The following is a 12,757-nucleotide window of genomic DNA, read 5'->3' as shown; positions in this document are numbered from 1 at the left end:
CCGCTTCTATCTAGAAGGTCTGGGCCACCAGGTGACCGTCCTTCAGGGCCAACACCCGGTCCATATAGCGGGCCAGCTCCATATTATGCGTGGCGATCAGGGCCGCGACGCCTTGCTGGCGACAGACCTGATAAAGGGCCTGGAACACCGCCGCCGAGGTGGCCGGATCGAGATTGCCCGTCGGCTCGTCGGCCAGCAGAAGCTTGGGATGGTTGGCCAGGGCCCGGGCGATTGCGACGCGCTGCTGCTCGCCGCCCGACATCTGGGCTGGCTGGTGGGTCAAACGATGCCCCAGACCCAGGCCTTCCAGCAGCTCGCGCGCCCGCGCCTCGGCGTCCTTCCGTCGCCGGCCGGCGATGGTCAGCGGCATGGCGACGTTCTCGAGCGCCGTGAACTCGGGCAGCAGGTGATGGAACTGATAGACGAAGCCGACCGTGCCCAGACGGATCCGCGTGCGTAGACGTTCGGACAGCCTGGAGCAGTCGCGCCCCTCCAGCGCCACCAGCCCCCCGTCCGGCCGTTCCAGAAGCCCGGCCGAATGCAGCAGCGACGACTTGCCCGAGCCCGAGGGGCCGATCAGGCCCACCACCTCGCCCGGGTAGACGTCGATATCGACGCCGCGCAGGACCGGCAGCGGACCGGCCTCGGTCTTGTAGACGCGCTCGACGCCGCGCAGGGCCAGGATGGGATCACTCATAACGCAGCGCCTCCACCGGATCGAGGCGCGCGGCGCGCATGGCCGGCGGCAGCGTCGCCAGCACGCTCATCAGGGCCGAGATCGCGACGATGCCGCCGACCTCTGTCCAGTCGATCTTCGCCGGAATGTGCGAAAGCATATAGACATCGGCGTTGAACACCGAGGTCCCCGTCGCCCATTCCACGAAGTTCTGGATCGGGGTGATGTAGGTGCAGAACAGCGCGCCCAGCGCCAGGCCGCACAGGGTGCCGGCTACTCCGATCGAGGCCCCGGCCATGATGAAGATGCGCAGCACCGCGCCCTGGCTGGCGCCCATGGTGCGCAGGATGGCGATGTCCTTGCCCTTGTTCTTCACCAGCATGACCAGGCTGGAAATGATGTTCAGCGTGGCGATGGCCACGATGCAGAACAGGATCAGCCGCATCACCTTCCGCTCCACCTGAAGCGCGGTGAAGTAGCTGTGGTTCTTGTCGACCCAGTCGGTGACAAGCGCGCCGGGACCGGACGCCACCTCGACCGCGTGCTTGTAATCCTTGGCCTTGTCGGGGTCGTCGACCTTGATCTCGACATAGTCGATCGACGTGTCGCGGCCGAAGAACAGCTGAGCCTGCTCCAGCGGCATGTAGACGAAGGCCTCGTCGAACTGGCTCATGCCAACGCTGAAAATGCCGCCGACGATGTAATTCTTTTCCCGGGTCGAGCTGCCGAAGGCCGTCGCGGGGCCCGTCGGCGAGATCAGCGTGATGGCGTCGCCCGGCTTTACGCCCAGGCTCTGGGCCATGCGGTCGCCGATCAGGACGATCTCGCCGCCGTACTCGCCCTGGCCAAAACCGCTGATCGAGCCCTGTTTGATGTTGCCCGAGATCAGCGACATGTGCCGCAGGTCCGACGTCGTCACCCCGCGCACGATCGCGCCGGTCACCTGGGTCGGGCCGATGACCATGGCCTGGGCCTCGACCATCGGCGCGGCCTGGATCACGCCTGGGGCGGCCTTGATCCGCCGGATGATGGTGTCCCGGTCGGGGCCGTTGATCAGCGGCGACTGAGCATAGAGATGCCCGTTGAAGCCGAGAATGCGCCCCAGGAGCTCGGCTCGGAAGCCATTCATGACGCTCATCACGGTGATCAAGGCGAAGACCGCCAGCATCACCGCGCAGAACGAGATGACCGAGATCAGCGCCACGCCGCCGTTCTTGCGCTTGGCGAACAGGTATCGCCGAGCGACCGAGCGCTCCCAGCGACTGAAGGGACCGGCGGCGCGGACGTCTGGCATCAGGCGGTCTTACCCTTGACGAGCTGTTCGAGGACGGCGTCGAGCGACGCGCTTTGCCGCTCGCCGGTCTTGCGGTTCTTCAGCTCGACCACGCCCTCGGCGACGCCCTTCGGGCCGACGATCAGCTGCCAAGGCAGACCGATCAGGTCCATGGTGGCGAACTTGGCGCCGCCCCGGGCGTCGGTGTCGTCATAGAGGACGTCCTTGCCGGCGGCCTTCAGCGCGGCATAGGCCTTGTCGCAGACCTCGTCGCAGGCGGCGTCGCCCTGGCGCATGTTGACGATGCCGACATCGAACGGCGCGACGCTTTCCGGCCAGATAATGCCGCCCTCGTCATGGCTGGCCTCGATGATCGCGCCCAAGAGACGCGAGACGCCGACGCCATAGCTGCCCATCTGGACCGGAACCTGCTGGCCGTCGGGGCCCTGGACTGTGGCCTTCATCGGCTCGGAGTACTTCGTGCCGAACGAGAAGATGTGGCCGACCTCGATGCCGCGCGCCGACAGGCGATCGTCCTCCGGCAGGGCGTTGAACGCGGCCTCGTCGTGCATCTCCTCGGTCGCGGCGTAGAGCGCCGTGCGCTGGTTCACCAGCGGCTGCAGGTCGCCGTTGATCCAGTCGAGGTCCGGACCGGGGGCCGGCATCTCGACCAGGTCCTTATGGCAGAAGACGGCGCTTTCGCCGGTCTCGGCCAGAACGATGAACTCGTGAGAAAGGTCGCCGCCGATCGGACCGGTGTCGGCCCGCATCGGCACGGCTTTCAGGCCCATCCGCGCGAACAGGTTCAGATAGGCCACGAACATGCGGTTGTAGGACTTGCGCGCGCCTTCGGCGTCGAGGTCGAAGCTGTAGGCGTCCTTCATGAAGAACTCACGGCCGCGCATCACGCCAAAGCGCGGGCGACGTTCGTCCCGGAACTTCCACTGGATGTTGTAGAGGTTCTTGGGCAGGTCCTTGTAGCTCTTGATCGAAGCGCGGAAGATGTCGGTGACGACTTCCTCGGCCGTCGGACCGAACAGCAGCTCGCGCTTGTGGCGGTCGGTGATGCGCAGCATCTCGTCGCCGTAGTCGTCGTAGCGACCGCTCTCGCGCCACAGGTCGGCCAGCTGGATGGTCGGCATCAAGAGCTCGATGGCGCCGGCGCGATCCATTTCCTCACGGACGATCTGCTCGATCTTGTTCAGCACGCGCAGACCCAACGGCAGCCAGGCGTAGATGCCCGCCGCCTCCTGGCGGATCATGCCGGCGCGGAGCATCAGCTGGTGCGAAACGATCTGGGCGTCGGACGGCGCTTCCTTCAGCACCGGCAGGAAATAGCGCGACAGGCGCATCAGCTTGGAAACTCCGGGAATTCGAGAAGGGCCTGAGATAGCCCCTCGCCCGTGAGCTTGGCAACGCGGTAGAGCCCGCCCGGTTCAGATCTTTGATCTGAACCGGATCAGCAGGCTCGTCCCTTCAAGCATGGAAGCGCGACTATCGCAGAAACCGGCATCCACTTTCTGCGATCGCGCTTCGGGCCAAAGTAAGGCTCCGTCGCGAGAAAAGAGAGGCCGCGCGGATCGCCGCGCGGCCTTGTCAGTCATCGTCGGGGAAGACGCCACAGAGCGAGACCGGCAAGGCCGATCTCCTGAAGTCACCTTACCGACCGAACCGGTGTTGGGGCACGCGCTTGCGGCGAAAGCTCGGACATTGGGGCCGATCGCCCAAGCCTTAAGCGAATGGGGGCAAATCGATCGCCCGTCGCTCAAGGCTTGTGCATTCGCACGTCATGCGGCGGCAGGAAGATCCGGCAAACGCACCAGATGGAACTGGATCACCGCGAAGAACACAGCGAACACGATCGCCGAGACCCAAGTGGTGGTGATGAACTTGCGCTTCAGGTTCGGATTGATCGGCGCGCCCGGCTCGACGCCAGGCGGCGGCGTAATGCCGGCCTCGTGAAAACTCCGAACGCCTAGCGGCAGGATGCCGAACAGCACCGTCCACCAGATGGTGACATAGATGGCGAACCAGGTGATCGGGCTCATCAGTGAGCGTCCTTTGGCGTTTCCATGAGCTCGACGAGCATGCCGCCCATGTCCTTGGGGTGAACGAAGATCACCAGCGTCCCGTGGGCGCCGATGCGGGGCTCGCCCAGCACGGTCGCGCCCTTGGCCACTAGATCATCGCGAGCCTCGTGGATGTTCTCGACCTCGAAGCAGATGTGATGCTGGCCGCCCTTGGGGTTCTTGGCCAGGAAGCCGTGGATCGGCGACTTCTCGCCATAGGGCTCGATCAGCTCGATCTGGCTGTTGGGCAGGTTGACGAAACAGACCCAGACCCCCTGCTCCGGCATCGCCCACTTCTCGGTCACCGAGGTGGCGCCAAGCAGTTCTCGGTACATTTTCACCGAGTCGTCGATGGACGGCGTGGCGACGCCGACGTGGTTGAGCTTGCCGATCATGTCCGAACTCCCGCTGCGCCTTTCTGGTTCTTGCCGTATGGCCTAGCACCAGCGCGCTCCGGAAAGAAAGGGCGACCACGGCGTTTTCGCGGCCGCCCCCACTATCAGATGCGCAGGACCGTGGTCTCGACGACCGGCTTGCGCTCCCAGATGCGGAACGCGGCCTTCTTCACAGCGCGAGAAATGGCGCTTTCGATCGTCTCGTCGATCTCGCGGGCATCGCCGTCGAGACGCTTGTAGGCGGTCTCGGCCTCCTCGCAGAGATCGTCCAGCGCGTCGTCCAGCGAGTATTCCTCGTCGCCCGTCAGGCCGATGCCGCGGATCTGCGGACCCGAGACGATCTTGTTGCGACCATCCAGCACGATCGACACGGCCAGCACGCCGTTATAGGCGGCGTGGCGACGCTCGCGCAGGGCCTCGCCGTTCTCCGGCGTGACGACGCCCCCATCGACGTAAAGACGTCCGGCCGGTACTTCATCGATGATCCCCGGCTGACCGGGCGCCAGGCGCACCATGTCGCCGTTGCGCGGGCTTACCGCGTGCGGAACTTGCAGATCCTTGGCGAAGGCGGCGTGCTCGATCAGGTGGCGACGCTCACCGTGCGTCGGCACGGCGATATGCGGACGCACCCAGGAATACATCTGACGCAGTTCGTCCCGGCACGGGTGGCCCGAGACGTGGATGCCCGGCGTATCGCGCTCGGTGTGCAGGCGAACTCCGCGATCGGCGAGCTTGTTTTGCAGGTTGCGGATCGGGATCTCATTGCCCGGGATCACTCGGGAGCTGAAGACCACGTGGTCGCCCTGCCCCAGCTTCACATGCGGATGGCTGCCCTCGGCGATGCGCGACAGCGCCGCGCGCGGTTCGCCCTGGCTGCCCGTGCACAGGAACAGGACTTGGTCCTCGGGGAGGTGCTTGGCCTGGTCGTCGTTGATGAAGGGCTCCACGCCCTCCAGTAGGCCGACGGACCGCGCGGCGGCGGCCATGCGGTGCATCGAGCGGCCCGCCAGGCAGACCTTGCGGCCGCTCGCCTGGGCGGCGCGGATCACCGTGTCCATGCGCGCCACGTTCGAGGCGAAGCAGGCGACGGCGATCTTACCCTTCAGGCTCCGGATTAAATCGCCGAGGGCCTTGCGGACATCGGCTTCCGACCCCGCCTCGCCTTCGACGAAGACGTTGGTGCTGTCGCAAACCATGGCCAGCACGCCCTCGTCGCCGAGTCTGCGGATGGCCGCCTCGTCGGTCGGGGCGCCCAGCTGCGGCTCCGGATCGATCTTCCAGTCGCCCGTGTGCAGGATCGTGCCCAGCGGCGTCTTGATCGCCAGACCGTTCGGCTCCGGGATCGAGTGCGTCAGCGTGATCAGTTCCAGCGCGAACGGGCCCAGCTGGAAGGTTCCGCCCAACGGGACCTCGGTGATCGACACCTCATCCAGCAGGTCGGCGTCGCGCAGCTTCTCGCGCAATAGAAAGGCGGTGAACGGCGTGGCGTAGACCGGCGCCTTCAGGCGCGGCCACAGCCAGTGCACGGCGCCCAGGTGATCCTCGTGCGCGTGCGTCAGGACAATGCCGAGAATGTCGTCGGCATAGGGCTCGATGAAGGTCGGATCGGGAAGAATGATCTCGACGCCCGGCGTTGTCTGGTCGCCGAAGGTCACGCCCAGGTCGACGACGATCCATTTGCGATCATGCGCCGGGCCGAAGCCGTAAAGATTGAAATTCATGCCGATCTCGTTCGACCCGCCCAACGGCAGGAAGACGAGTTCGTCGTCATTGGCTTTTTTCATCAGGTCTCTGAAACAGTGTTTCGTCTGTAGATTTCAAGGAGACCCCGGATCGTCAGATCGGAGTCGAAATGGTCAATGCTGTCGGTGGCGCCCTCGAACAGCGAGGCGACGCCGCCGGTGGCGATCACGGTCATGGGCTCGGCGCGCTCGGCCTTGATGCGCGAGACGAGCCCCTCGATCAGGGAGATATACCCCCAAAACACGCCAGACTGCATGGCCGACACCGTGTCGGTGCCCACGATCCTGTTACCCGCCGGCCGCTGGATCGCGATCCTCGGCAGCTTGGCCGCCGCTTCATGCAAGGCCTGCATCGACAGATTGATCCCGGGCGAGATGATGCCGCCCTCGAACGCGCCGTCGGCCGCGACGATGTCGAAGGTCGTGGCCGTGCCGCTGTCGATGACGATCAGCGGACCGGAATAGACCATCGCCGCGCCAATGGCGTTGACCAGGCGGTCGGCGCCGGCCTCCGATGGCTTTTCGATCCGAACGTCTATGCCCAGCTTGGCGTTCTCGCCGATCACCAAGGGCTCGACATTGAAGTAGCGGCGGCTGAGGTTACGAAGGTTGAAAATCGACTGCGGCACGACGCTGGAGATGATCACCGCGTCGATCGCCCGAAAGCCGATCCCCTGCATCGACAGCAGCTGCGACAACCAGACCACATATTCGTCGGCGGTGCGGGTGCTTTCGGTCGCCGACCGCCACTGGGCGATCCACGACTGACCGTCGTGGATGGCGAACATGGTGTTGGTATTGCCCTGTTCAATGGCCAACAGCATCAGGCAGCTCCGAAAAACACATCGCCGGCGGTGATCCGGCGCACCCGACCGTCGGGCAGACGCAGGCGCAATGCGCCGTCGCCGTCGAGCCCTTCGGCGATCCCCTCGACCGTCTCGGCGCCCAGCCGGGCGACGCAGGCCTCGCCCAGGCCGTGGGCGCGCGCCGTCCAGGCGTCGGCGATCACCGGGAAGCCCAGCGCGGTCCAGGATCGCGACCAGCGCTCGAAGGCGCGCGCCAGCACCTCGACGGCCTCGGTCGGATGCGGCGGGGGGCTCTCACGATGGGCGGCGACCGAGGTGGCGGGACGCTCGCTCTCGACCGGCTTGTGGCGGAGATTGACGCCGACGCCGACGGCGATCCACAGGCCGCCCTGGGGCGCGGCGCCGGACTCGATCAGGATGCCGCTGACCTTCAAGCCAGCCAGCATCGGGTCGTTAGGCCATTTCAGGCTGATGAGAGAAGCCGGCGCGTACTCGGCCAGCATGTCGGCCACGGCCAGGGCGGCGACGAAGGAGACCTGGGCGGCCTCCGCCGGCGGCTTGTCGGTGCGAAACAGCAGGGTCGCGGCGAGATTGCCCTCGCCGGTCTCCCAGGCGCGGCCACGACGACCGCGCCCGGCGGTCTGGCGCAAGCCCAGCAGCCAGAGCGGCCCGACTTCGCCCGCCTCGGCCCGGCGACGGGCCTCGGCGTTGGTGGAGTCGATCTCGTCTAGAACGACGATCGGCGGGATGACGACGGGCGGAACGCCCGTCACCTCACGCGTGACCAAAGGCGGCCGCGGCGGCCTTGGCGGCGGGCTCAAGCCAGGCCAGGGCGAACAGCACGATCGGGCACGAGAACAGCGCGGCGGCGAAGCCGACCGCTCGGGCCGACGGCGACGGCGCGTCGACCGAACCGTTCGGCGCGTCGAACCACATCGTCTTGATCAGGCGCAGATAGTAGAACGCCGCGACGACGGAGCCGACCAGGCCCAACACGGCGGCCCACTGCATCATCACGTCGCCGGTGGCGATCGCGGCCTTAAAGACAAAGAACTTCGACCAGAAGCCCGAGAACGGCGGCAGGCCCAGGGCCGACAGCGAGAACGCGGTCATGGCCAGGGCCACGCCCGGACGCGCCTTCACCAGCCCGGCCATGTCCTCGATGGTTTCCATCGACTTGCCGTCGCGGTTCAGCGCCTGCAGGCAGGCGAAGAAGCCGGTGACGTCGATCATATAGAGGACCATGAACACCAGCATCGACTGCAAGCCGTCCTGGCCGCCCGCGGCGACGCCCAGAAGGGCGTAGCCGACATTGGCGATCGAGGAATAGGCCCACAGACGCTTGAGGTTGCTCTGCGCCAGGCCCGCGAACGCGCCGACGAACACCGACAGCAGGGCCGCGATCACCAGGATCTGGCGCCATTGGTCACCGGCGGCCGGGAAGGCGTCGCCCAGCACGCGGGCGAACATCATCATGGCCGCCAGCTTCGGCGCGGCGGCGAAGAAGCCGACGACCGGGGTCGGGGCGCCTTCGTAGACGTCGGGCGTCCACATGTGGAACGGCGCGGCCGACACCTTGAACGCGAGACCGCAGATCAGGAACACCAGGCCAAACAGCAAGCCCGCGCCATGCGCGCCGCCATGGGCGGCGGCCAGCGCGATCTGGCTGAAGTGGGTCGAGCCCGTGAAGCCGTAGATCAGCGAGGCGCCGTACAGCAGCAGGCCGGACGACAGCGCGCCCAGCACGAAGTACTTCAGGCCCGCCTCCGACGACTTGGCGTCATCGCGACGCATGGCCGCCAGGACGTACAGGGCCAGCGATTGCAGCTCGACGCCGACATAGAGGCTGATCAGGTCGCCGGCCGAGGCGGTGACGCCCATGCCGACCGCCGCCAGGATCACCAGGACGGCGTATTCGAACTTCTGATCGCCGCGCTGAGCCAGCCAGCGGTCGCCGAGCACGACGGCCACGGCGCTGGAGAGATAGATGGCCACCTTGGCGTAGCTCGCCGCGGCGTCGGCCACATAGACCCCGCCGAAGGCCCGGCCGTGCGGCCCCAGGACGGCCGTGGCGGCCGCCGCGAGCAGAGCGGCCACGGCCGCCAGCGTGAAGATCGGTCCGACCTTGCCCCTGAAGGCGCCGGCGACGAGCAGAACCAGCGCCGCGATCGCGAGAACGATCTCGGGCAGGACAAGCGAGAAGTTGGCGGAAAACGTCATAGGCTCCTCACCCGCCCACGGCGGCGCGCCAGGCGCCGACCAGCGCATCGACGGAGGATGCGGTCAGGTTGAACACAAGATTGGGATAGATGCCGAGCACCAGGGTCATGATGATCAGCGGCACGAAAAGCACGTACTCGCGCGGCTCGAGATCCTTGATCGTGGCCAGCTGCGGGTTGGTGATCTCGCCGTACATCACCCGGCGGTACAGGGTCAGGGCGTACATGGCCGAGAAGATCACGCCCGAGGCGGCGACCAGCGCGGTCCAGGTCGAGGCCTTGTAGGCGCCGGTCATGGTCAGGATTTCTCCGACGAAGCCCGACGTGCCCGGCAGGCCGACATTGCCCATCGTGAACAGCAGGAAGACGAAGGCGTAGTGCGGCATCCGGTTGGTCAGACCGCCGTAGAAGGCGATCTCGCGGGTGTGCATACGGTCATAGACCACGCCGACGCAGAGGAAGAGAGCGCCCGAGATCACCCCGTGGCTCAGCATCTGGAACAGGGCGCCCTGCTCGCCGGCGGCGTTGCCCGAGAAGATGCCCATGGTCACGAAGCCCATGTGGGCGACGGACGAATAGGCGATCAGCTTCTTGATGTCGGTCTGACGGAAGGCGACCAGCGAGGTGTAGACGATGGCGATCACCGACAGCGCGAACACCAGCGGCTGGAAGAACTCCGAGGCGTTGGGGAACATCGGCAGGCTGAAGCGCATGAAGCCGTAGCCGCCCATCTTCAGCAGGATGCCCGCCAGAATGACCGAACCGGCCGTCGGCGCTTCGACGTGCGCGTCGGGCAGCCAGGTGTGCACCGGCCACATCGGCATCTTCACCGCGAACGAGGCGAAGAAGGCCAACCACAGCCAGGTTTGCAGCCACGGTGCGAACTTGAACGTCATCAGCGCGGGAATCGACGAGGTGTGGGCGATCGCGATCATGGCCAGGATGGCGGCCAGCATCAGCACCGAGCCAAGCAGCGTGTAGAGGAAGAACTTGTAGGCCGCGTACACCCGACGCTTGCCGCCCCAGATGCCGATGATCAGGAACATCGGGACCAGGCCGCCCTCGAAGAAGAGGTAGAACAGGATCAGGTCCAGCGCGCAGAACACGCCGATCACCAGGGTCTCCAGGACCAGGAAGGCGATCAGATATTCGACCACGCGCTTGTCGACCGACTTCCAGCTGGCGATCACGCAGATCGGCAGCAGGAACGCCGTCAGAAGGACGAACAGCACCGAGATGCCGTCGACGCCCATGCGATAATGCAGGCCCGCGAACCACGCGACGTCTTCCACGAACTGGAAGCCGGGGTTCTTGGGATCGAACTGAAGGGTGACGATGACCGACAGACCGAAGGTGACCAGCGTGGTCGCCAGCGCGATCCACTTGGCCAGGGTGTCGGTCTTTTCGCTGGCCCCGTTCAGGGCGCGCGCGACGAGAAGCGCCGCGACGCCCGCCAGGGGCGCGAAGGTCGTAAGGCTGAGAAGGCCGATCATGAGCTCCGTCGCCCTCAGTGGAATTTGAACAGGGCGTAGGTCAGCAGGCCGGCGACGCCGAGCAGCATGACAAACGCGTAGTGGTACAGGTAGCCGGTCTGCAGCTTGCCGGTGCGCTTGCCGACCTCATACGAGACCGCGCTGACGCCATCGGGACCCAGGCCATCGATGATCTTCTGATCGCCGCCCTTCCAGAACAGGTCGCCGAGGAACTTGGCCAGACGCACGAAGGTGGCGTCGTACAGCTCGTCGAAGAACCACTTGTTGTAGAAGAAGACGTAGAGCGGCCCCTTGCGCTCGGCCAGCTTCAGGCCCAGGCGCTCGTCGCCCTTCAGCAGATAGACGTAGGCGGCGATCAGCAGGCCAAGGATCGTGGCGATCAGCGGGCTGTACTTCACCCACTCGGCCACGCCATGCGCTTCGTGCAGCACGTGGTTGGTCGGGGCGTTGTAGATCGCGCCGCGCCAGAACTCCTCCTGGTGGTGGCCCACGAAATAGCCGGTGAAGACGAAGCCGGCGGCGACCGCGCCGATCGACAGGACGACCAGCGGGAACAGCATCACCCACGGGCTCTCGTGCGGCTTGTGATCATGGCCGTGGCCATGGTCATCATCCGGCAGAGGCTCGTCGTGGGTTTCGTCCGCGTGGGCGTCGTGGCCGTGCGCGTCGTGAGCGTGCGCGTGGTGGTCGTCATGACCCCAGCGAGCCTTGCCGTTGAAGGTGAAGAAGGCCAGGCGCCACGAGTAGAACGAGGTCAGGCCGGCGACCAGGACGCCGATCACCCAGGCGAACATGCCGATCGGGTTGTGCTGGCCCGCCGCGTAGGCGGCCTCGATGATGGTGTCCTTCGAGTAGAAGCCGGCGAAGCCCAGTTCCAGCGGCGGGATGCCCAGGCCCGTGATGGCGATCGTGCCGATCGTCATGGCGATGAAGGTGATGGGCAGCAGCTTGGCCAGGGCGCCGTACTTCCGCATGTCCTGCTCATGGTGCATCCCGTGGATCACCGAACCGGCGCCGAGGAACAGCAGGGCCTTGAAGAAGGCGTGCGTGAACAGGTGGAACATCGCCGCCTGATAGGCGCCGACGCCGGCCGCGAAGAACATGTAGCCCAGCTGCGAGCAGGTCGAATAAGCGATGACGCGCTTGATGTCGTTCTGGGTCAGACCGACCGTGGCGGCGAACAGGGCCGTCACCGCGCCGATCACCGTGACGATGTTCTTGGCGATGGGCGCGTATTCGAACATCGGCGACAGCAGGCACAGCATGTAGACGCCGGCGGTGACCATGGTGGCCGCGTGGATCAGGGCCGACACCGGGGTCGGGCCCTCCATGGCGTCCGGAAGCCAGGTGTGCAGGAAGAACTGGGCCGACTTGCCCATCGCGCCGATGAACAGCAGGAAGCAAGCGATGTCCATCAGCGGGAAGGTATGGCCCGCGAACACCCAGGTCTTGCCGGCGTGCGCGGCGATCTGCGGGAAGATCTCGGCGAATTGGATCGACCCGAACGCCCAGAAGGTGGTCATGATGCCCAGGGCGAAGCCGAAGTCGCCGACGCGGTTGACCACGAAGGCCTTGATGGCGGCGGCGCTGGCCGAGGGCTTCTTGAACCAGAAGCCGATCAGCAGGTACGAGGCGAGGCCCACGCCTTCCCAGCCGAAGAACAGCTGCATGAAGTCGGCGGCGGTGACCAGCGACAGCATGGCGAAGGTGAACAGCGACAGATACGCGAAGAAACGCGGCTTGCTGTCGTCCTCGGCCATGTAGCCCCAGGAATAGATGTGCACCAGGGCCGAGACCGTCGTGACCACGATCAGCATGGTCGCCGACAAAGCGTCGATCCGGATCGACCAGTTGGCCTGGAAGTCGCCGATGTGGATGAACGGCAGCAGGCGGACCGTGAAGGCCTCCAGGCCGCCCCAGGTCCATTGGCTGAATGTATACCACGACAGGGCGCAGGCCAGGATCAGCAGGCCGGTCGTGACCGCCTGCGAGGCGACGTCGCCGATGCGGCGGCCGAACAGGCCGGCGATCAGGGCGCCGACCAGCGGCGCGAAGACGAGAATGGTTACAAGCGTCTGCATGAC

General features: G+C 65.9%; 11 protein-coding genes. All 11 read right to left on the bottom strand.

Going from position 1 to position 12,757, the window contains the following annotated elements; genetic code table 11:
- Positions 1 to 10 precede the first annotated feature (10 nt).
- Positions 11 to 697 carry an ABC transporter ATP-binding protein gene (locus OR37_RS00755; RefSeq protein ID WP_004615194.1) on the bottom strand — a complete coding sequence of 229 codons (687 nt, stop codon included), beginning with the start codon at positions 695 to 697 and terminating at the stop codon, positions 11 to 13.
- Entirely contained in the window at positions 690 to 1,970 is a 1,281-nt protein-coding gene (locus OR37_RS00750) for a lipoprotein-releasing ABC transporter permease subunit (protein WP_004615193.1), read from the bottom strand. The genes OR37_RS00755 and OR37_RS00750 overlap by 8 nt, the downstream gene beginning before the upstream one ends.
- On the bottom strand, positions 1,970 to 3,301 hold the full coding sequence (gene proS / locus OR37_RS00745) for a proline--tRNA ligase (protein WP_004615192.1): 1,332 nt from the start codon (positions 3,299 to 3,301) through the stop codon (positions 1,970 to 1,972). The genes OR37_RS00750 and proS overlap by 1 nt, the downstream gene beginning before the upstream one ends.
- Positions 3,302 to 3,736: 435 nt before the next feature.
- Positions 3,737 to 3,997: a DUF1467 family protein gene (locus tag OR37_RS00740; protein WP_004615191.1), complete on the bottom strand. Its 261-nt coding sequence runs from the start codon at positions 3,995 to 3,997 to the stop codon at positions 3,737 to 3,739.
- Positions 3,997 to 4,413: a methylmalonyl-CoA epimerase gene (gene mce, locus OR37_RS00735; protein WP_004615190.1), complete on the bottom strand. Its 417-nt coding sequence runs from the start codon at positions 4,411 to 4,413 to the stop codon at positions 3,997 to 3,999. The genes OR37_RS00740 and mce overlap by 1 nt, the downstream gene beginning before the upstream one ends.
- Before the next feature lie 104 nt (positions 4,414 to 4,517).
- Entirely contained in the window at positions 4,518 to 6,197 is a 1,680-nt protein-coding gene (locus OR37_RS00730) for a ribonuclease J (RefSeq protein WP_004615189.1), read from the bottom strand.
- The gene (locus tag OR37_RS00725) at positions 6,197 to 6,982 is read right to left on the bottom strand and encodes a type III pantothenate kinase (RefSeq protein WP_035016783.1); all 786 of its coding nucleotides are present in this window, start codon (positions 6,980 to 6,982) and stop codon (positions 6,197 to 6,199) included. Before OR37_RS00725 ends, OR37_RS00730 begins: the two co-directional genes overlap by 1 nt.
- Positions 6,979 to 7,734: a biotin--[acetyl-CoA-carboxylase] ligase gene (locus OR37_RS00720; protein ID WP_035016782.1), complete on the bottom strand. Its 756-nt coding sequence runs from the start codon at positions 7,732 to 7,734 to the stop codon at positions 6,979 to 6,981. The genes OR37_RS00725 and OR37_RS00720 overlap by 4 nt, the downstream gene beginning before the upstream one ends.
- Position 7,735: 1 nt before the next feature.
- Positions 7,736 to 9,229 (bottom strand): NADH-quinone oxidoreductase subunit NuoN, encoded by a 1,494-nt coding sequence (gene nuoN, locus OR37_RS00715; RefSeq protein ID WP_200864112.1) that lies wholly within the window; start codon positions 9,227 to 9,229, stop codon positions 7,736 to 7,738.
- Complete coding sequence (locus OR37_RS00710) at positions 9,189 to 10,691, bottom strand: NADH-quinone oxidoreductase subunit M (protein WP_165570562.1); 1,503 nt, start codon at positions 10,689 to 10,691, stop codon at positions 9,189 to 9,191. Before OR37_RS00710 ends, nuoN begins: the two co-directional genes overlap by 41 nt.
- Complete coding sequence (nuoL, locus tag OR37_RS00705) at positions 10,688 to 12,754, bottom strand: NADH-quinone oxidoreductase subunit L (protein ID WP_004615182.1); 2,067 nt, start codon at positions 12,752 to 12,754, stop codon at positions 10,688 to 10,690. Before nuoL ends, OR37_RS00710 begins: the two co-directional genes overlap by 4 nt.
- Between the last annotated feature and the right edge of the window lie 3 nt (positions 12,755 to 12,757).

Origin of the sequence: Caulobacter vibrioides OR37 (genome assembly GCF_000372645.1) — a bacterium.
GTDB lineage: Bacteria > Pseudomonadota > Alphaproteobacteria > Caulobacterales > Caulobacteraceae > Caulobacter > Caulobacter vibrioides_E.
This window is presented reverse-complemented; position numbering and strand designations above follow the sequence as displayed.